16 protein-coding genes are annotated in these 21,760 nt (G+C 32.4%); 11 read left to right on the forward strand and 5 right to left on the reverse strand.

Features of this window, described 5'->3' with window-relative positions:
- Window positions 1-85: 85 nt before the first annotated feature.
- Window positions 86-1,126 carry a PLP-dependent cysteine synthase family protein gene (locus HNP99_RS09175; RefSeq protein WP_173853075.1) on the reverse strand — a complete coding sequence of 347 codons (1,041 nt, stop codon included), beginning with the start codon at window positions 1,124-1,126 and terminating at the stop codon, window positions 86-88.
- A 70-nt stretch (window positions 1,127-1,196) separates the two neighbouring features.
- On the reverse strand, window positions 1,197-3,257 hold the full coding sequence (locus tag HNP99_RS09180; protein WP_173853076.1) for a S9 family peptidase: 2,061 nt from the start codon (window positions 3,255-3,257) through the stop codon (window positions 1,197-1,199).
- A 133-nt stretch (window positions 3,258-3,390) separates the two neighbouring features.
- On the opposite strand from HNP99_RS09180, the gene HNP99_RS09185 reads away from it, so the two are divergent.
- Window positions 3,391-3,711, forward strand: a complete 321-nt coding sequence (locus HNP99_RS09185) for a YbaB/EbfC family nucleoid-associated protein (RefSeq protein ID WP_173853077.1) — start codon at window positions 3,391-3,393, stop codon at window positions 3,709-3,711.
- A gap of 52 nt (window positions 3,712-3,763) precedes the next feature.
- On the opposite strand, the gene HNP99_RS09190 is transcribed toward HNP99_RS09185, so the two are convergent.
- On the reverse strand, window positions 3,764-4,789 hold the full coding sequence (locus tag HNP99_RS09190; protein WP_173853078.1) for a threonine aldolase family protein: 1,026 nt from the start codon (window positions 4,787-4,789) through the stop codon (window positions 3,764-3,766).
- A gap of 89 nt (window positions 4,790-4,878) precedes the next feature.
- Between HNP99_RS09190 and prfB the strand changes: the two genes are divergently transcribed.
- The 10 genes from prfB (at window position 4,879) to HNP99_RS09240 (ending at window position 19,512) form a co-directional block, all read left to right on the forward strand.
- Window positions 4,879-5,980 (forward strand): peptide chain release factor 2 gene (gene prfB, locus HNP99_RS09195; protein ID WP_173853079.1). Its coding sequence is split into 2 segments (ribosomal slippage): window positions 4,879-4,941 and window positions 4,943-5,980, totalling 1,101 coding nucleotides; the frame shifts between segments, so codons are not numbered across the junction.
- Between the two features lie 96 nt (window positions 5,981-6,076).
- Window positions 6,077-6,775 (forward strand): energy transducer TonB, encoded by a 699-nt coding sequence (locus HNP99_RS09200; RefSeq protein WP_173853080.1) that lies wholly within the window; start codon window positions 6,077-6,079, stop codon window positions 6,773-6,775.
- A 121-nt stretch (window positions 6,776-6,896) separates the two neighbouring features.
- On the forward strand, window positions 6,897-8,534 hold the full coding sequence (locus HNP99_RS09205) for a DUF4139 domain-containing protein (RefSeq protein WP_173853081.1): 1,638 nt from the start codon (window positions 6,897-6,899) through the stop codon (window positions 8,532-8,534).
- Window positions 8,535-8,766: 232 nt separating this feature from the next.
- Entirely contained in the window at window positions 8,767-9,765 is a 999-nt protein-coding gene (lpxD, locus tag HNP99_RS09210) for a UDP-3-O-(3-hydroxymyristoyl)glucosamine N-acyltransferase (protein ID WP_173853082.1), read from the forward strand.
- 155 nt (window positions 9,766-9,920) lie between these two features.
- Window positions 9,921-11,549 carry an acyl-CoA carboxylase subunit beta gene (locus tag HNP99_RS09215; protein ID WP_173853083.1) on the forward strand — a complete coding sequence of 543 codons (1,629 nt, stop codon included), beginning with the start codon at window positions 9,921-9,923 and terminating at the stop codon, window positions 11,547-11,549.
- A gap of 273 nt (window positions 11,550-11,822) precedes the next feature.
- On the forward strand, window positions 11,823-14,006 hold the full coding sequence (locus tag HNP99_RS09220; protein WP_173853084.1) for an ATP-dependent endonuclease: 2,184 nt from the start codon (window positions 11,823-11,825) through the stop codon (window positions 14,004-14,006).
- A 5-nt stretch (window positions 14,007-14,011) separates the two neighbouring features.
- Entirely contained in the window at window positions 14,012-15,904 is a 1,893-nt protein-coding gene (locus HNP99_RS09225; RefSeq protein WP_173853085.1) for a UvrD-helicase domain-containing protein, read from the forward strand.
- Window positions 15,905-16,103: 199 nt separating this feature from the next.
- Window positions 16,104-17,351, forward strand: a complete 1,248-nt coding sequence (locus HNP99_RS09230) for an erythromycin esterase family protein (RefSeq protein WP_173853086.1) — start codon at window positions 16,104-16,106, stop codon at window positions 17,349-17,351.
- A gap of 72 nt (window positions 17,352-17,423) precedes the next feature.
- Entirely contained in the window at window positions 17,424-17,936 is a 513-nt protein-coding gene (locus HNP99_RS09235; protein ID WP_173853087.1) for a GNAT family N-acetyltransferase, read from the forward strand.
- 4 nt (window positions 17,937-17,940) lie between these two features.
- Window positions 17,941-19,512 (forward strand): S41 family peptidase, encoded by a 1,572-nt coding sequence (locus tag HNP99_RS09240; RefSeq protein ID WP_173853088.1) that lies wholly within the window; start codon window positions 17,941-17,943, stop codon window positions 19,510-19,512.
- Window positions 19,513-19,673: 161 nt separating this feature from the next.
- Here the strand turns inward: HNP99_RS09240 and HNP99_RS09245 are convergent, their stop codons facing one another.
- Window positions 19,674-20,726, reverse strand: a complete 1,053-nt coding sequence (locus HNP99_RS09245) for an AMP-binding protein (protein WP_173853089.1) — start codon at window positions 20,724-20,726, stop codon at window positions 19,674-19,676.
- Window positions 20,726-21,676, reverse strand: a complete 951-nt coding sequence (locus HNP99_RS09250) for a CPBP family intramembrane glutamic endopeptidase (protein ID WP_173853090.1) — start codon at window positions 21,674-21,676, stop codon at window positions 20,726-20,728. Before HNP99_RS09250 ends, HNP99_RS09245 begins: the two co-directional genes overlap by 1 nt.
- Between the last annotated feature and the right edge of the window lie 84 nt (window positions 21,677-21,760).

Raw genomic sequence — 21,760 nt, forward strand, 5'->3', positions numbered from 1 at the left:
ATTATATACTCATTACACATAAAAAAGTCCCATTTACAAATTTGTAAATGGGACTTTTTCTATAAGTACAATTAAAGTAATTTTATTACTTGATCATTTCAATTTTTTGAGCTTCTTCTTGATTCACACTATCAAAGAACCCTTGTTCATTCATCCAATCATCGCTAAATACTTTACTCATATATCGAGAACCGTGATCTGGAAAAATAGCAATAACATTACTATTAGCATCAAATTCACCTTCTTCAGCATATTGCTTGATTGCTTGTAAAACAGCTCCTGAAGTATACCCAACAAACAACCCCTCTTTTCTAGTAATCTCTCTAGCAGAATGAGCGCTTTCTTCATCAGTTACCTTCATAAACTTATCGATCATATCAAAATCAGTCGCTGATGGAATCAAGTTTTTACCTAAACCTTCAATACGATAAGGGTAAATTTCGTCATTATCAAATTCTCTCGTTTCGTGGTATTTTTTCAATACTGAACCAAAAGCATCTACTCCTAAAATTTTAATGTTAGGGTTTTGTTCCTTTAGATATTTAGCAGTTCCAGAGATTGTTCCTCCAGTACCACTACAAGCGACAAGGTGTGTAATTTTACCATTCGTTTGTTTCCAAATTTCGGGACCTGTAGATTTATAATGTGCATCAATATTTAACTGATTAAAATATTGATTAATATATACTGATCCTTTAGTTTCCTCATGCAGTCTTTTAGCAACATTATAGTAAGAACGTTCATCATCTGCTGATACGTGCGCTGGACATACATATACTTTAGCACCTAAACTACGAAGCATATCAATTTTATCTTTAGACGATTTAGAGCTCACAGCAAGAATACAGTTGTACCCTTTAATGATACTCACCATAGCTAAGCTAAAACCAGTATTTCCAGAGGTTGTTTCAATAATAGTATCTCCAGGAGATAAAATTCCTTTTTTCTCTGCTTCTTCAATAATATATAAAGCAATTCTGTCTTTTGAGGAATGTCCCGGGTTAAAGGCTTCTACTTTAGCATAGAAATTACCTTCAAACTTTTCGGTGACTTTGTTTAGCTTAATAAGAGGTGTATTACCTATTAGTTCTAAAACATTGTTGTAAGCATTTATTTCTTCTTTCATAAAAAAATAGTTAAACGAGATCTATTTTATTAGACCTCGAAACGTTGCAAATTTAACAAAAAAATTCTAATTACTTTTTAATTTTTTCTAAATCTAACAAAAAGCTAAATTCCTTTGCTAATTCTTTTAATGCTTCAAATCGCCCCGAAGCCCCGCCATGACCAGCATCCATATTCGTATCGAGGTATAAAACAGTATTGTCTTTTTTTAATGTTCGCATCTTAGCTACCCATTTAGCAGGCTCCCAATACTGAACTTGAGAGTCATGAAGCCCTGTAGAAACGTAAATATTAGGATATTTCTGTTGTTTTAAATTATCATAAGGCGAGTACGATTTCATGTACTTATAATATTTTTTAACATTAGGATTACCCCATTCATCATATTCTCCAGTTGTTAAAGGTATAGAATCATCAAGCATTGTTGTAACTACATCTACAAAAGGAACTTGCGCAATTACTCCATTGTACAACATAGGCGCTTTGTTAATAATCGCTCCCATTAATAAGCCACCTGCTGAACCTCCTTCGGCATATAAATGCGCTGCTGAAGTATATTTATGCTCGATTACATATTTTGAACAATCAATAAAATCTGTAAAAGTATTTTTCTTTTTAGCCAGCTTTCCTCCTTCGTACCAAGGCCTTCCTAAATCTTCACCTCCACGAATATGTGCAATAGCGTAAACAAAACCTCGATCTAAAAGCGACAAACGCGTAGATGAAAAATAAGCATCCATAGAATGCCCATAAGAACCGTAAGCATAAAGCAATAATGGATTAGTGCTGTCTTTTTTCATATCTTTATGATACACCATAGAAATAGGCACTTTTGTCCCATCTTTAGCGGTAGCCCAAACCCTTTCTTCGATATAATTATTTTTGTCAAAATTCCCACCAAGAACTTCTTGCTCCTTTTTAACTTCTTTTTCTTTAGTTTTCATATTGAAATCAATCACTGATGACGGTGTCGCCATAGATTGGTACCCATAACGAAGAATATCTGTGTCAAAATCAACATTAGCCGTTGTATAAGCTGTATAGGTTTCGCTTTCAAATGGTAAAAAATACTCTACACCACCATTCCAAGGCATAATACGAATTCGGTTTAAACCGTTTGTGCGTTCCGAAACAACTAGAAAATCTTTAAAAATATCAATATCCTCAAGTAAAACATCTTCACGATGCATAATCACGTCTTCCCAATTTTTTCTGTTGGTCGCCTTTTCAGGAGTTTTCATCAGTTTAAAGTTGGTTGCCTTATCTTTATTGGTAACAACATAAAAATAATCTCCATAATAGGAAATGCTATATTCTAGACCGCGTACTCTTTTTTGGAATATTTTAAACTTTCCATCAGGCTTGTCTGCTAATAAAATTCTAAACTCAGTAGTTAATGTACTTGACGAACTTATTAAAATATACTTTTTAGACTTTTCTTTACCAACGGCCACATCAAAGGTATCGTCTTCTTCAAAATAAACCAATTCATCAGTTGCTGTTTCAGTGCCTAATTTATGCTTCAATACTTTATCTGATCGTAACGTTTTAGGGTCTTGATTGGTATAAAACATGGTTTTATTATCATTTGCCCAAGTAGAGTTTCCAGTAGTGCTTTCGATCTTATCTTTTAAAACTTCACCTGTAGTAAGGTTTTTTACATGCAAAGTATAAATCCTTCTCCCTACAGTATCTACTGCATAAGCTGCTAATTGATTGTCTAAACTAATACTCAAACCACTTAATTGAAAGTATTTATGGTCTTTGGCCAATTCATTACAGTCAAACATGATTTCCTCATTGGCCGAAAGGCTGCCTTTTTTTCGAGAATAAATAGGATAATCTTTCCCTTTTTCAAAACGCGTAATATAGTAGTAACCATTGTATAAATAAGGAACCGACTCGTCATCTTCCTTAATTCGGGATTTCATTTCGTCAAATAATTCTTTTTGAAAATCCTTAGTATGGGCTGTCATTGCCTCATAATATTCATTCTCTTTATTTAGATAATCAATTACCTCAGGATTTTCGCGCTCTTTTAACCAGAAATAATTATCGATTCTAATATCTCCAAATTTCTCTAATTCAGTGGGGATTTGCTTTGCAACCGGTGGATGTATATTTTGTATCATTTTTTTATCTTAGTTGTTTTTACAAAAATAGCACAAAGGCTTTTATTAACACAACAGCTTTTCAAGTTATTTAACATTGGTTATTGCGCTAAAAATAGTAATTTCGTATTTCAATAACTTAAAAAGAACAAAAATGGATTTAATGGGAATGATGGGTAAATTGAAAGAAACCCAAAATAAAATTGAAGAAACAAAAAAGCGTTTAGATTCTGTTCTTGTTGATGAACAAAGCACAGACGGATTATTGAAAGTAACCATTACTGCCAATAGAAAAATAAAAACATTAACAATTGCTGATGAATTATTAGAAGACAAAGAGCAATTAGAAGATTACATGATCCTAGTAATGAATAAGGCAATCGAGAAAGCGACAAAAGTAAACGAAGCTGAACTTGATGCTGTTGCAAAAATGGATATGCCAATGATTCCAGGAATGGATAATTTGTTTAAATAATAAAAAAGGATTAGCGTTATTATGATGCTAATCCTTTTTACTTTTTAATAAACTACAAATCCAGCTTACTCAACGTTTCTAAAACGTAAGTATGCATTACTTCGCGATAATCTAAGTGGGTAACCATTCTTAATTTACCTGGTCCCATAGCGCTTATTGAAATATTTTTTTGCTTTAATTTTTCTATTAAAAGCTTATCACTATAATTACTTGCTAAAGTAAAAATCAAAATATTAGTTTCTACAGGTTCAACTTTTGCAACCCATACTCTTTTACTTAAAATTCCAGCTATCTCTTTGGCTCTGCGGTGATCCTCAGCAAGACGAGTAATATTGTGGTCTAAGGCATATAATCCGGCTGCCGCCAAATACCCTACTTGACGCATTCCGCCACCTAATATTTTACGAATTCTTAGCGCACGATGAATGGTTGCTTTGTCTCCTAACAAAACGGAACCTATTGGTGCACCCAACCCTTTGGATAAACAAACAGAAATAGTATCAAATATTTCTCCAAACGATTTCGGATTCTGTTTTTTAGCGATTAATGCATTCCAAATTCTAGCACCATCAAGATGGAATTTTAAATTATTGGCAACACATACTTCTTTAATTCTTTTTAAATCATCAATTTCATAACAAGCGCCACCTCCTTTATTGGTTGTGTTCTCTACACAAACCAAACTCGTTAACGGACTGTGGTAAAACTCAGGATCGTTAATCGCACCTGCTACTTGCTCAGCCGTAATCATTCCGCGGTCGCCATCTAGCAAACAAAAAGAAACACCGCTGTTAAAAGAAGCACCACCACCTTCATAGAGGTAGACGTGGGCATATTTATCAGCAATAATTTGCTCCCCTGGTTGGGTATGTAGTTTTAAAGCTGCTTGATTTGCCATTGTTCCTGATGGGAAAAACAAGCCCGCTTCCATACCAAAAAGTTGTGCAATAGTATCCTCTAACTCAATAACAGTAGGATCTTGCTTGTACACATCATCACCTACTTCGGCATTAAACATGTACTGTAACATTTCGTATGTGGGCTTCGTAATTGTATCGCTAATTAAATTTATTTCCATATAGTGCTTATATATTTTATTAAAAAGACAAGTCGCAACTTGCCTCTTCCTATTTTTTCTTATTTTTGTCCAACAAAATTACACAATTTATGACAACTACCGAACAAATTAAAGGTATTGTAGAGCGCCTTGGTGCGTTGAGGAGGTATCTTTGACGTTGATGCCAAGCTTATCGAGATTGCCAACGAAGAAGAAAAGACTTTTGCACCTGACTTTTGGAATAACGCCAAAGAAGCAGAGAGTATTGTAAAGAACCTTCGAAATAAGAAAAAATGGATAGAAGACTACGACCGAGCCGTTGAAATGACTGACGAGTTACAGCTCGCTTACGAGTTTTATCGTGAAGGAGAGCTAACTGCCGAAGAGCTCGATGAACAGTATGCCCAAATAGAAAAGCACATTGATGCCATCGAATTTAAGAACATGCTTTCGGACGAAGGCGATACTTTAAGTGCAGTTGTCCAAATTACAGCTGGTGCCGGTGGTACCGAAAGTTGTGACTGGGCATCGATGTTGATGCGTATGTACATGATGTGGGGCGAAAAATACGGTTATAAAATAAAAGAACTGAATTTTCAAAAAGGAGATGCTGCAGGTATAAAAACTGTAACGTTAGAATTTGAAGGAGATTATTCTTTTGGCTATTTAAAAGGGGAAAATGGAGTGCATCGATTGGTGCGTATCTCTCCTTTTGATAGTAATGCCAAACGCCATACATCATTTGCTTCTGTTTATGTGTATCCGTTAGTGGATGATAGTATCGAAATTGATATTAATCCTGCTGATATCGAAATCACAACTTCACGCTCTAGTGGTGCTGGAGGACAAAATGTAAATAAGGTAGAAACTAAAGTGCAGCTTTTTCATAAACCAACTGGAATTCAAATTCAGTGTTCAGAAACACGTTCACAACAAGACAATAGACAGCGTGCCATGCAAATGCTACGTTCTCAATTGTATGAAATTGAGCTAAAAAAACAACTAGCACAACGCGCCGACATTGAAGCAGGAAAAATGAAAATTGAATGGGGTTCCCAAATAAGGAATTATGTTATGCAACCGTATAAATTAGTAAAAGACGTACGTACAGGCTATGAAAGTAGCAATGTTGACGGCGTGATGAACGGGGAAATAGACGAGTTTCTAAAAGCGTACTTAATGATGATGGGACAAAGAGACGAAGACGAATAGTATTATTTTACTGTTAACATCTAATCCTACAGGAAAAACTTATTTTTCTGTAGGATTTTTTTATCAATTTTTGTGATTATTAAAATACTACACGCCATGAAAAACACTATTTTATTAGCTTTCTTTTTTTTATCACTTACATTTTATGCCCAAAAGAAAGTCTATTTTAACGAAGATTTTAAAGAACTCCCTACAGCCCAAGACGCAACTTATTACAGCACTTACGAAGACACTAAGAAAGGAACCAATAGGGTTACCTATTATATTGACGGAACAAAACGAAACAGTAATCAATTTTCGGATATAAAAAAAGGCATAAAAAATGGTAAGTCTGAATACTGGTTTAAATCTGGTGTCAAAGAGTCTGCTGAATTTTATGTGAATAACAAACTAGAAGGCAAGCAAACACGATACTATGAAAGCGGACAATTAAAACGTTCTGAGAATTATAAAAACAACGAGTTTATAGATGGAAAATGTTTTGACGAAAACGGAACTGAAATTACCTTCTTCCCTTATTTTGTTCACCCGGAATATCCAGGAGGACTAAGTGCTTTTTATAAACATGTTAGCAGAAATTTTAAAGCACCTAATGAGGAAAAAGGAAGAATCAAAATTAATTTTGTTGTCGAAAAAGACGGAACAATAACTGATTGTAAAATCAAACAAGGAATCAATACAGCAATGAATGCTGAAGCAATACGTGTTTTAAAAAGCAGTGTATTATGGACTCCTGGAAGAGTTGATGGTAAAGATGCTCGGGTAAAATTTAGTATTCCCATAACTATTCGCTAAATTAATTGCGTCTCAATTAATAAAGACTCCTTAAAACAAGTATTATCTAAAATCACTAATCATTATTTTTTTTACATATATTTACTAAAACACAACTCTACAAGCCAAAATATTTCATTTTATGATCAAAAAACAAGTCGTATTAATCGCCATTCTTATTTCGGCAATTTCCTTTGCTCAAAAACCTATTTTTACAACTGCTAAAATAAAAGCAGCTACCGTATACGCTAATGCAGCTGAGTTGTCTCAAAATACTTTGGTTACTCTTCCAGCAGGAACGAGCGAAATTGTAATAAAAAACGTTGCTAATAATCTTAATGAAAGTACTGTTCAAATAGGTTCACCAAGTTCGGTTACTATTTTATCTGTTCAATTTACTAATAATTATATTTCAGAATTCGAAATTGACGAAAGCAATCCTGCTATAAAAAAAGTACGTGATAGCATTACTTTGGTTAAACGAGAAATCAAAAAAATCCAAATTTTGAGTAATTCCAATACCCAAACAATTGCATTATTAGATGGAAATAAAATAGCTTCGGGGGCAAATACCGGACTGAATGTAGCCGAATTAATAAAACTTATTGATTATTATAAAAGTAAGAGAAACGAACTTGAAAATGCCGTTGTTGACTTACGTGAAAAAGAAGTAGATTGGAACACAAAACTATTAGCATTAAATAATAAATTAGATTTCAATACTAAGAATGAGGAGAAATATTCTTCAGGAAAATTAGTTTTGCAAGTGATGAATGAGACAGCAGGAAATATTCCGCTTGCTATAAGCTATATCACCAATTCGGCTACATGGAAACCTTTTTATGACCTTCGCGCCGAAAGCGTCAAAGAACCTATTAATATGATGTACAAAGCACAAGTAATGCAAACTACTGGACTTGATTGGAAAAATGTTAAACTCACTTTATCTAGTGGAAATCCAAATCAAAACAATCAAGCACCTGAATTACAGCCTTGGTTTTTAAGATACAATATGCCAGACAACATGGCTAATATTGTTAAAAGCAAAATATCTAGAGTTAAAGCAGAAGAAAGTAGTTTTGACGAAGTTGCTGCACCAGCCTATGAAGCAAAAGAAAAAAGAACATTAGGCTACGCAATACAAAACGTCAATGCAACCGACTTTCAAAACCAATTGAATGTTTCTTTTGACATCCCAATTCCCTACACTATTCTATCAAATGGAAAAGCGCATAGTGTCGCTTTAAAAGAGATTAAATTACCCGCAACTTATAACTATTTTGCTGCTCCTAGAGCGGATAAAGAAGCCTTTCTATTGGCTGAAATTATTGATTATTCTAAATACAACTTGTTACAAGGTGAGGCTAATATTATTTTTGAAGGAATGTACGTAGGTAAAACCTTGATCAACCCAAACCAAACTGTTGATACCTTGAAACTAAGCATGGGAAGGGATAAAAACATTGCCATTACGAGAGAAAAAGTTAGTAACAAATCTGGAACAAAATTTTTATCAAGTTATAAAGAACAAACTTTCACTTATGATATTAGCGTTAGAAACAATAAAAAAGAAGCTGTTGAAATACTCTTAAAGGACCAATATCCTTTATCAACTAACAAAGATATTACCGTAGAATTATTAGAAAACGACAGAGCTAAAGTAAATGAAGAAACAGGACTACTAAGCTGGGAATTAAAACTAGATTCTAATGAAACTAAAAAAATCAGAATAAGCTATAAAGTCAAATACCCAAAGGATCAAATTATTGATAATATGTAATTTTTAAAACGATATTATCATCCCTTTTTATAAAAATCAAACCCAATAACTCAAAGAATTATTGGGTTATTTTTTTTACTTATATCAAAAATAATCACAAAACGCAGACAATATAACCGCTATTTTCTTCGTTTTTCATAATGTTTTATATCAAAATAGAAAAACATTTGGAGGATAACATCTAAATGATTTTATTTGAACTATATTAATTTCCCAAACTAATAAATACTTAATGAAATCTTACTCAGTAAACGAAATCAATGAAATTCTTAATGGAGTTATTGTTGGTACTACTTCTCAAAATATTACAGCTCCGGAACAATTAGAAGTTGCTACAGAAACTGAAATCACCTTCATTGGAAATAAAAAATATGAAAAACTTTGGTTTTTATCAAAAGCTGGAATTGCAGTAGTAAACGAGGATATTTCAATAGAACCAGGTGAAAACAGGGCTTTTATTAAAGTTAAAAATGCTGATTTAGCAATGTCGCAAATACTAGCACTTTTTGCTCCACCAGCACCCGTTTTCCAGTCTGATATTCACCCTACTGCAGTTATAGACATCACAGCTACAATTGCCAATGGTGCAAAAATAGGAGCATGTTGTTATGTGGGTCCCAATGTGAAAATTGGAGAAAACAGTATTATTTACCCTAATGTTACCATCCTAGATGAGTCAACTATAGGTAATAATACTATAATTTGGTCAGGAAGTGTTGTTAGAGAGCGTTGCCATATAGGGAACAATTGTATTATTCATCCTAACGCAACAATTGGAGCAGATGGATTTGGTTTTAGACCTTGCCCAGAAAAAGGATTGGTAAAAATACCGCAAATAGGAAATGTAATTATTGGGAATAATGTAGAAATAGGTGCTAACTCATGTGTAGATAGGGGTAAATTTAGCTCTACTGTTTTAGGTGATGGATGTAAAATTGATAACCTAGTTCAAATAGGACACAACAGTAAACTAGGTCGTTTTTGTATCATGGCTGGACACAGCGGACTTGCAGGATCAGTAACTCTAGGCGATGGTGTTATCATTGGCGGAAGCGCATCTATAAAAGACCACACTACTTTAGGCAGCGGATCAACTGTGGGTGCAGGATCAGGTGTTACCTGTGATGTTCCTGCTGGTAAAACAGTTTTAGGATATCCAGCTGTTGAAGCGCGTGACGCTTTAAAACAATGGGCTATATTAAAGCGACTTGTTAACGATTCTAAAAAATAATCAACTAGATTTTATCATATTCATAAAAAAAACAGAGGTTCGCTTCTGTTTTTTTGGTTTTATATCGAAAATAATTTGCGATAGAATCAAAATAGTAATTTTTATTTCGATTGATTTTGTATTTTAGCACCAACTATTTATAACACTATTACAACATGGATTTAAACTTCAACAAAAACGAAGATCACAATAAACTTTTATTATCGCAGTTAAAGCACAACCTTTCTAAAGTGAAATTAGGCGGTGGTGAAAAAAGAATTGAAAAACTTCATGCTGAAGGAAAAATGACTGCTAGGGAACGCATTGACTATTTACTTGACCCCAAGGCAAAAGCAATTGAAATAGGCGCTTTTGTAGGTGAAGGAATGTACAAAGAACATGGCGGATGTCCTTCTGGTGGAGTTGTTGTAAAAGTAGGATACATTAGAGGGAAGCAATGTGTCGTTGTTGCTAATGACGCTACTGTAAAAGCAGGTGCTTGGTTCCCTATTACAGCTAAAAAGAACTTAAGAGCACAAGAAATTGCAATGGAAAATCGCCTGCCTATTATCTATTTAGTAGATAGTGCAGGAGTGTATTTACCTTTGCAAGACGAAATATTTCCTGATAAAGAACACTTTGGTAGAATATTTAGAAACAACGCTCAAATGAGTAGCATGGGAATTACACAAATCTCTGCTATCATGGGAAGTTGTGTTGCCGGTGGTGCTTACTTGCCTATCATGAGTGACGAAGCAATTATCGTTGAAGGCACTGGAAGTATTTTCCTTGCTGGAAGCTATTTAGTAAAAGCAGCTATTGGCGAAAGCATCGATAACGAAACATTAGGTGGAGCGACAACACATTGCGAAATTTCAGGTGTAACTGATTATAAAGCTAAAGACGATAAAGACGCCTTAGACAAAATAAAAAATATCGTTGATAAGATTGGTGACTACAACAAAGCTGGTTTTAGCCGTGTGAAGTCTGAGAAACCAGCATTAGACGAAAAAGAATTGTACGGTGTTTTACCAAAAGCGCGTAACGAGCAGTATGACATGATGGACATCATCAACCGTTTAGTAGACAACTCAGAGTTTGAGGCATACAAAGATGGTTACGGTCAAACGATCATCACAGGTTACGCACGCATCGACGGTTGGGCTGTAGGAATTGTAGCTAACCAAAGAAAAGTAGTAAAAACTAAAAAAGGCGAAATGCAATTTGGAGGTGTTATCTACTCTGATAGTGCTGACAAAGCGACTCGTTTTATAGCAAATTGCAACCAGAAAAAGATTCCATTAGTATTTGTTCAAGATGTTACCGGTTTTATGGTAGGATCAAAATCTGAGCAAGGAGGAATTATTAAAGATGGTGCTAAAATGGTGAATGCGGTAAGTAATTCTGTAGTGCCTAAATTCACCGTTATTGTAGGAAACTCTTATGGTGCTGGAAATTATGCTATGTGCGGAAAAGCATACGATCCACGATTAATTTTTGCTTGGCCAAGTGCAGAACTTGCCGTAATGGGTGGAACGCAAGCTGCAAAAGTGTTGGCTCAAATCGAAGCCTCATCATTAAAGAAAAGTGGTGAAGTAGTAGATGAAGAGAAAGAAGCTGCCCTTTTTGCAAAGATAAAAGCACGTTATGACGAACAAGTTTCGCCTTACTACGCTGCGTCACGATTGTGGACAGATGCTATTATTGACCCGCTAGATACCCGAACATGGATTTCTATGGGTATCGAAGCTGCAGACCACGCTCCTATCGAGAAACAATTTAACTTAGGAGTGATCCAAGTATAACAAGAATATTTCTATTATTGGGAGCAAGACACTCTCATTTTCATAATAACTTATGTCCCGCTATCCGCTGTATCCCTAAAAAGGGGATGCCGCTGCTATCGGGGCTATTTTTTTACGACTGTTTTTCATAAATACTTCTACAGATTTATCTTGCAAACCAAAGTTTATTTTCAGGATTTAATGTTATATTTGGCTATATAATAACTAATTAACCTCTTTACAGAAAAAAGTTATTAAATCACTAAGTTTTCAAAAATAATCTCTTCCTATCTCATGAAAATTGACTTTATAAAAATTAAAAACTTCAGAAAACTAAATTCATGTAAAATTGAATTTTCTGAAAAAGAAACAATATTTGTCGGAGCAAACAATAGTGGTAAAACTACAGCTATGGATGCTTTAATCACTTTCTTGAAGAGGAAGGAATTTAAAACACAAGATTTCACAATATCTAATTGGACGAAATTAAATAAAATAGCAGAAACATGGGTAACAAAGTCGGACTTAATAGAAGAAGACAAAAGCCTTAAGTTATTAGAGCCATACTTACCTTCATTGGATTTATGGATTCATGCAGAAAACTCAGAATTAAGATATGTAAGTCATTTAATTCCAACTCTAGACTGGAAAGGTGGATTATTAGGTATTAGGCTAATTTTACAGCCTAAAAATATAGAAATACTTATCGAAGATTATATTATAGCTAGAAATAAAGTAATAAAACTTAATGCTGATTCTGGTAAAAAAATTGATTTATGGCCTAAAGATTTTTGGCAATTCTGTGATAGAAAGTTAAATACTTTATTCGAAATTAAAACATATATTCTAGATCCAACAAAATATAATATTGACCAAGAATTGACAGATTATAATATTGCCTTTGAAGGAAATCCGCTTAATGGGTTAATTAAAATTGATACTATAAATGCTCAAAGAGGATTTAGTGATGTTAATTCAGATAATCTAGAATCACAGAATGCAAAAAATTTATCTTCACAATTACGGTCTTATTATGATAATCACCTAAATCCTACTACAGACCCTACAGGTAATGACTTAGATGCTTTAAATTCATTAAATAAAGCTCAAGCAGCATTTGATAAAAATCTACAAGTTCGATTTAAGGAATCATTAGGAGAATTGGAAGGTTTAAATTATCCAGGCTTCGGTAATCCTCAAATAACATTATCCTCACTTATTAAAGCTTCTGATGGATTAGATCATGATTCTGCAGTAAGGTATCAAATAGATAAAGGCATAACCTTACCCGAAAAATACAATGGCTTAGGATATCAAAACTTAATATCAATAATTTTTAAACTAATTCGCTATCGAGATGAGTGGATGCGTAAAGGAAAACTAACTAATGATAAAATTGACATAATAGAACCATTACATCTTGTTTTAATTGAAGAACCAGAAGCACATTTACATGCTCAAGTACAACAAGTATTTATTAAGAAAGCTTATAGTGTACTGAGAAAGCATTCTGATTTAGAAGAAGAAAAACATTTTAATACTCAATTAATTATAAGTACGCATTCAAGCTACATAGCACATCAGAAATTTGAAAGTTTAAGATATTTTAAAAGGAATAATTCTTTGAAAATTCCAACTTCTGAAGTCATTAGTTTAAAATCAGTATTTGATGGCTCTAAGTCATTAGAAAAAGAAACAGAAAAATTTGTCGTTAGATATTTAAATACAACTCATAATGATTTATTTTTTGCTGATGCGGCAATTTTAGTTGAAGGACCAGCTGAGAGAATGCTAATTCCACACTTTATAAAAAATAAACATGAAGTATTGGATAGCTGTTACATTACAATTTTGGAAATTGGAGGTAGCCACGCTCATCGTTTAAAAGCATTAATTGAAAAACTAGGATTAATTACATTGATAATTACGGATATCGATGCTGTAGAAAAAATTATTGATAATTACAAAAATGCCCCAAAGGAAGTTTTTGTAAAATGTCAACCTAAAAAAGGATTCAATCAAAAAACCAATAATGACACCTTAAAAGAGTGGAACCCTAAATTACATGATGTCAGTAAATTATTAGAATTAGAAAGTAAAGGTAAAGTCCTAAAGAATAATCCAATTCGAGTTGCATATCAAACTGAGATAGACATAAATGGTACTAAGACTTACCCTTATACTTTTGAAGATGCGCTTGTTTTAGAAAATGTTGAATTGTTTAAGAAAATAATTAAACCAAAAGGTTTGTTGAAAAAAATGGTAGAAGCAGCTAAAGAAACTAAAATGGAAAATGTAGCTGTAGAAGCATTCAAAGCAATAAATGCTGACGGTGCTAAAAAAGCAGAATTTGCATTAGACGTTTTATATTTCGAAAATCCTGAAAACTTAAACACACCTAAATATATCGAAGAAGGTTTAAATTGGGTTGAAGAAAAATTGACATCTAATAAAAATTTGAAATTCCCTAAATCTTAAGCATTATGGAGAATAATGATATTGATAAAAATGTTGATGTAGAAATATACGATTGTATAACAGCTTCAAATCCTAAAAGTTTTTTCCTATTTGCAGGCGCAGGCTCAGGAAAGACAAGGACGTTGGTAAATGTATTAACTCAATTTAAAGAAAATCATGGTAATGAGTTTAAGTTAAAAAACAAGAAAATTGCAATCATAACATTCACCAATGCTGCAGCTGACGAAATAAGTCACAGACTAGCTTATGATGGTATTTTTTCAGTTAGTACAATTCACAGTTTTTGCTGGGATTTAATCCAAAACTTTACAATAGATATAAAAGAATTTTTAGTGGTTGATTTAAAAAAGTCAATTACAGAATTAAATGTACAATTATCAAAAAGTAGAGATCCTAACAATAAAACATCTGTTTCTAATAAGAGAAAAATTGAATCAAAAACCAAAAGACTTGAATTATTTCCTAAAATCTCTAAGTTTATCTATAATCCTAACGGCGATAATTTAACAAAAGATTCATTAAATCATACGGAAGTGATTTCAATTGCATCACACTTTATAGCTTCTAAAAAATTATTTCAACAAATCTTAGCAAATAAATATCCTATTGTTTTAATTGACGAAAGTCAGGATACCAATAAACATTTAATTGATGCTTTATTTTCACTTCAATTAATTAATGCTGATAAAATATCGTTAGGCCTTTTTGGTGACACTATGCAGCGTATTTATAGTGATGGTAAAGAGAAATTAGGAGAAAAGTTACCTCCTGATTGGTTGACGCCAGCAAAACAAATGAACCATCGTTCTAAATCAAGAATAATTGAACTAATCAATAAAATTAGAAAAGATATTGATGGTCAACACCAAATCCCCAGAATTGAAAAATCAGGAGGTGTTGTTAGATTTTTTATTGTTAAAAGGGGAATAGATAAACCATCTAGTGAAGAATCAATTAAAGAAAAAATGTCGTCCATCACCAAAGATATTACTTGGATAGACAAAAGCAACCCAAAGGACAAAATAAATATTCCTGTAAAAACTCTTATTCTTGAACATCACATGGCAGCTGCAAGGATCGGATTTTCAACATTTTTTAGACCTCTATATGCGGTCGATAAAATGAAAACTGGTTTATTAGATGGTAGCTCTGCCTCAATTAATTTTTTTATTAAAATAATCTTACCCCTAGTACTAGCATATAAAAGCAACAATAATTTCGAAATTGCCAATATTGTTAAAAAGCATTCACCTCTTTTTGATAAACGAAATATTGAAAAAGAAAGTGACATATTCATTTTATTAAAAACTGCAAAAACCAGTACTGATAAACTTCTAAAGCTTTGGAATGAAGACAAGTCACCTACTTTATTAGAGATACTAAATAACATAAACGAATCGAAATTATTTAACTTACCTTCTGACTTAAAACTATCCATTGAACGTTCTACAATTACTAACATTGAAGATGGTAATGAAGAGCTGAAAGATAATGAATCATTACTTGCATGGGATGCTGCATTAAATGCAAATTTTAACGAAATAATAAAGTATAATGAATACATTTCTGAAAACTCGGGATTTGGTACACATCAAGGGGTAAAAGGATTAGAATATGACCGAGTAATGGTTATTATCGATGATGATGAAGCGAATGGATTTATGTTTAGTTATGATAAATTGTTTGGTATAAAGTCACTAACCACTGGAGATAAAAAAAATATTGGAGAAGGTAAAGAAACAGGAATAGACAGAACATCTAGGTTGTTTTACGTTGCGTGTAGTAGAGCTAAGGAAAGTTTAGCAATTGTTGCGTATACAGATGATACGATAGCGTTAAAAAATAATTTATTGAAATTTGGTTGGTTTAAAGAAGAAGAAATTGAAATTTTACCTTAATACCTTGTTAAACAATTAATCAACAACAACTATTTTAAAAAGACCACTATTAATATGACAACTGCAATAATAACACAAGCTAAATAGTACTTACATTAAATTTAAATTTTCAAGAAAACTGCGGACTTCTGCTATTTTTTTTGTGAATCTCTGAGAAACAAACCATAACAAACAAACAATCCACATTCATCATTCGATTATGACCAAAAAAATCCACTTTACACTTTTGACGCTACTATGCAATTTTATAATGTTGAGTCAAACCAATGAAATTGTAAAAGCCATCAACGAAAATGCATTCGGAATCAAAGATGTTAATCCAAATATTGAATTGGAGAAGAATTCAACTTTAGACAACATTTTTAAAGATGTGATAATTTTTGGTTTTGGTGAGGCAACACACGGCACTAAAGAATTCTTTGACTTAAAAGTTAAATTCTTTAAATATGTTGTAAAAAATCAAGCTGTAAAAAACTTTGCAATTGAAGCTAACTACGGAAACTGCATCGCAATTAATGATTATATACACGGCAAAAACGTTGATCCTAAAGTCGCGTTGAATAACATTGGGTTTTGGATATGGAACTGCACAGAAGTATTAGATCTTATTGAATGGATGAAGGTTTACAACAGGGGCAAAAACACTAGTGAGCAATTAAGTTTTCATGGTATAGATAGTATGGATTGTGCTACTGCAGCCAAAAAAATGTATGATTACATAAAAGAGATTAACATAGAAAATAAAGAAGAATATTTAAAAATCATTGCAATTTACAGCAAGACACAGAATATAGAAGAAGCGAAAAAGAAAGAATTAAAAAATCATTTAGTATTGATGACAGATTTAAAAACCGTCTTAAATAAGAACGCAATAGATAGCAACGATTTTTATGTAAGAACACAAGAAGCTATCATACAATACATTGAATATAGTTTGAATCACAATCAAACAACTAGAGACAAACAAATGGCAGAAAACGTCAATAAAGTATTGACTTCAGCTGGAGCAGAAGGTAAAGTTTTCCTTTGGGCTCATAATTTACATGTGAATAAAGATAAAATACAGTTTAATATCCCATCGATGGGAAACCATCTCAAACAAAAATATGGTAATCAATATTACAGCGTAGGATTTGATTTCGCCACTGGGAAATTTAACGCATTAGACCTTTCTAAAAATCGTCTCACCACAATTGTAATCGATAACGTAATGAAAAATACGAGCAGTGAAATATTTGATAAATGTACCTTTGACACGTACTTACTAGATTTTAATACGGCAATAAAAACATCCGTTTTAGCTGATTATCTTAACTCTAAAGTAAAACATCAAGGAATTGGATCTACTTTCGATCCTAAAATGGTAGTAGAGGAAAGATTAATAAATTCTTTTGATGCTATTATTTTTGTAAAAAATACAACAGAATCTACTTTGCTCCATAATTAAAAATAGGGTACAAATAAGTTTAAAATAGACCCATAAAGAACTATTTTAGTACTTTTAATACAAATTTTCAGAATGATTTTAGATTTCAAAAAAGCAGTAGTTGCTCAAATTCCTGAAATATGGATTATTTTGCAGCAAGCAATTGCAAGACGCAAAGCTGATGGAAGCCAGCAATGGCAAGACGGTTACCCAAATCCTGAAGTTATTTTAAATGACATTAATAAAGACGCAGCATATGTCTTAACTGAGGGAGAAATAATTCTAGGGTATGTAGCATTGTTGATCAACGACGAACTTGAATATGACAATATAGAAGGGAAATGGTTGACAAATACTGATTTTGTTGTTTTTCATAGAGTGGCTATTTCTGAGGTGTATTTAGGAAAAGGTTTGGCTAAAAAAATGATGCAATTCATAGAAGATTTTGCAATCCAGAACAACATTTATAGCATTAAAGCAGACACCAACTTTGATAATCACGCCATGATGGCTATTTTTGAAAAATTAGGTTACAGCTATTGTGGTGAAGTCTACTTTAGAGGAAGCGTTAGAAGAGCGTATGAAAAGGTACTTTTTAAAAAATAATTAAATGAAAAAAATAATACTTCTAGGTTTTGTGATTTTACTTTTTGTCCAATGCAATTCGGTTAAAAAACAAAATGCTCATTATAATGCTTTAATTCCTGTATCAAAATTACAGGAAGATATTGATTTTACATACAAAAAACTACAACAATTACACCCCAATTTATACGATTATATAACTAAAGCCGCTTTAGATTATAAATTTGACAGCCTCAAAACTACCATTACAACCCCATTAAAGCCACTTGGTTTTTACAAAAAAATTAGTCCGATTGTAGCTGCTGTAAGGCAAGGACACTTATATGTTTATGCCCCTGTGGTACAAATGACTAAAAAAGAATCAAAAGCTTTACTTAATAAAGGTATTGGTCCCTTCTCTCAATTTGATTTTGAATATCATAACAGCAAATTGTACATCCTCAACAATAAATCTACTGACAGCACCATACAAGTGGGCTCTGAAGTCATTCGTGTCAACGGAATAAATACTAGCGATTTAATAACTGAACATAGTAATTATTATGCTTCTGATGGGTTTAACACCACTTTTAAAACTAGAGGAAACAAAGACCGCTTTACTACTTTTTTCACTATCGAAAACGGAATCAAAGATAGTTTAGTATATACGTTAAAATACAACGATACCATTGAAAATCACACTATAAAAAGATTCAAAAAAGAAACTAGCGAGAAGAAAAAAGAGGACGTTATAAAACCTAAAAAAATAGCGATTGACCATCAAAAAGATAAAGCACTAAGAAGAAAGAAAAGAATAAATGGGTACAATCAAGCAACAAAAGATTATACCCGTAACATTCGTTTTTTAGAAAAGGACAGTAGTATTGCAGTGATAAAAATTAGAGGCTTTAAAAATAGAGGTTATAAAAAATTCTATAAAGAAACTTTTGAAAAAATCAACGAATACCATTCTAAAAATCTAGTTTTAGATTTAAGAGACAATACGGGCGGGCGTTTAAACGAAATCAACTACCTCTACTCTTTCCTTGCGGATACCTCCTATATTTTTTTAGATAAAACACAAGTTGTTTCTAAATCAAGCATTATAGCTGGAGATTACTTAGATAAGGTTCCCTTTTTATTCAAAGCAGTCAAAACTATAGTATTCCCACTTTCCTACACTTATTCATTTATTACCACACATAAAGATACGAAAGGTAATTATTATCAAAAACTAATGTGTAGAGAGCAAAAAATTAAAAAAAATGCTTTTACCTCTAAAATCTATGTTCTGATAAACGGAAAAAGCTTTTCGGCATCAAGCATTATAGCTTCTAACTTAAAGGGATCTAATAGAGCTACTTTTGTAGGTGAGGAAACGGGAGGCGATTATAATGGCACCGTGGCAGGTATAATGCCAAATATTGAATTACCTAATTCAGATTTAAAAATAAGAATGGGATTGATGCACATCGTACCACATTACAAAACAACCACCATAGGCCACGGAATTTATCCTGATAAAGAGATCATACCCACCTTAAATGACTTAATCAATAAAAAAGATCCAGAAATGAACTGGATTTTGAATGATATTAAAAAGACTATTCCTAAATAATACTTTATGCATTCACGAAATAATTGTGTCAAATCAAGATCAAGCCCAAATACTATCCTTATTTTAAAAAAAATAAACAAAATCCATAAAAAAACAGATTTAATAAACGCTAGCTAGCATTTATTAAATCTGTTTTTTTTTTTATTATTATAGAAATTATTCTAAAGACTTTCTACCGTCTCTTTCCTTTTTACTTTACCATTGTCGGTTTCTAAAAATTGAGTGACAAAAAAAACTTCTTTCGGTTTTTCATACTTATCTAAACCCTTAAAAATTGCCTTATCAACTTCATGTTTTTCGCCCTCAATTACTAAAATTAATTTCTCTCCTAAAGAAGCGTCTGCCATGCCAGCAATAAAAAATCGTGACGGAATCAATGCTGCCAACTTCTCTTCGATTTGTTCCGGAATCAACTTTATTCCGCCACTGTTAACCACATTATCACTGCGTCCTAAAAACACAAATTGATTGTCGTTGATGATTTCGATCAAATCATTAGTAACAATTAATTCCTCTGAAATTTTGGGAGCATCAATCACTAAACAATGATTTTCATTTTGAGAAATATGGATATTTGGCAAAATAGAAAATGCCTTCTCCCCTATTTTTTTTGCAGCGATATGAGTAATCGTTTCTGTCATTCCATACGTTTCATAAACAGCAATATTTTTTAGTTTAAGCAAACTTTTTTCTAGCTCTTTACTCATTTTAGCACCGCCTACAATCAATTTTTTAACATTTTTTAATGCCGCTAAAGAGTTTTGCGCTTGCAAAGGAACCATTGCAACAAAATCATATTTAGTTTCATTGCGCGCTAATGGATTTGAAGTTGGTTCAACAAAATCAATATCTAAGCCTAAAATAAAACTTCTTACCAACATCATTTTTCCAGCAATATAAGCTGTAGGTAAACAATACAATGCTTTATCTCCAGGACTTAGTTCAAAAAAATCTCCTGTAGCTAAAGCTGAATTCACCATTTTTTGTTTATCCATTCGGATAATTTTTGGAGCACCAGTAGTTCCTGATGTTTTTAAATCAACATATTCTTTATTATCAAACCAATCTAATAAAAAGTCTCCAATAGATTTTTCAAATGCATCACCTTCTTTTATCAAACAGTAGGAAACCCGACATAAATCATCCTTATCGAGATGAAATCCGTTAAGTTTAAAACGATTGTGTACATTTTTGTACGTTACTTCATTTGTCATTATTTAGCTGTGTTAAAAGTGTTATGAGTATCGATTTTTACTATTTTACCAGTAAGTTTTTCTTTCCAATTTGTCCAATTGTATTTCTTACTAAAGATATATAAAAGTATTGGGTAAACTACTATTACTGGTAGGATAACATCAAGTCCAGCCTCAGGCTCTGCAATGTCTTTTAATATAGAATGCGTTTGAAAAGCAGTCCAGTCAGAAGTAACTAATAAAGCACTAACCAAATTGTTAGCAGCATGAAAACCTAGAGCAAGTTCCATTCCTTCATCCATTAAAGTAATTATTCCTAAAAACAATCCTGTACCTATATAATAGACAAATATAATATTCCCCATTTTAGCAACCTCAGGATTTGCAGCATGTAACCCACCAAAAATTAAAGAAGTCATTAGTAATGGAAACCATTTGTTTTTAGCCAAATTAGCAAATCCTTGCATTAAATACCCTCTAAAAATATATTCCTCAGTACTTGTCTGAAAGGGTAGCAAAACAACACTGATGAAAACCAAAATAGCAAAAGGTATCGGTTTAAAATTCCAAACAAAATCAGTTGGGTTCATTTTATAGGAAATCAAAGTAGTAATAATGGTAAATAGTGCCCAAAGTCCAAAGGAAAAAAATATTCTTTTCCAATCAACTGATTTTCTTGAAGTGGTTACTGATAAAAAAGTTTGATGGTGGAGTTTTGTAACAACAAAATAGATTCCAACCATTGCTACAACAAATGAAATCAACATTAAAAATAACGTCAAATTAGGTTCAAACTGATTCATTAACGATTGACTAAGTGAACCAATACTTTCGTTTTCATCAAGTCTATCGTAGGACACTGCAAAAACTAACGGAAGTTGACCAATTGAAGAAGCCAAGATTATAATAATTGAGCCTACTATATATTTCCAAAAGTGATTTTCGGTTTTAATCCCTTGTTCTATAAACATCTATTATATTTTTTAAATTATTCGAGTAAAAATAGTGACTCATAGCCTATTTTTGTGATTCTAAAAATACTTTTTTTATTTCAA

This window comes from Flavobacterium gelidicaeli, from assembly GCF_013294005.1.
GTDB lineage: Bacteria > Bacteroidota > Bacteroidia > Flavobacteriales > Flavobacteriaceae > Flavobacterium.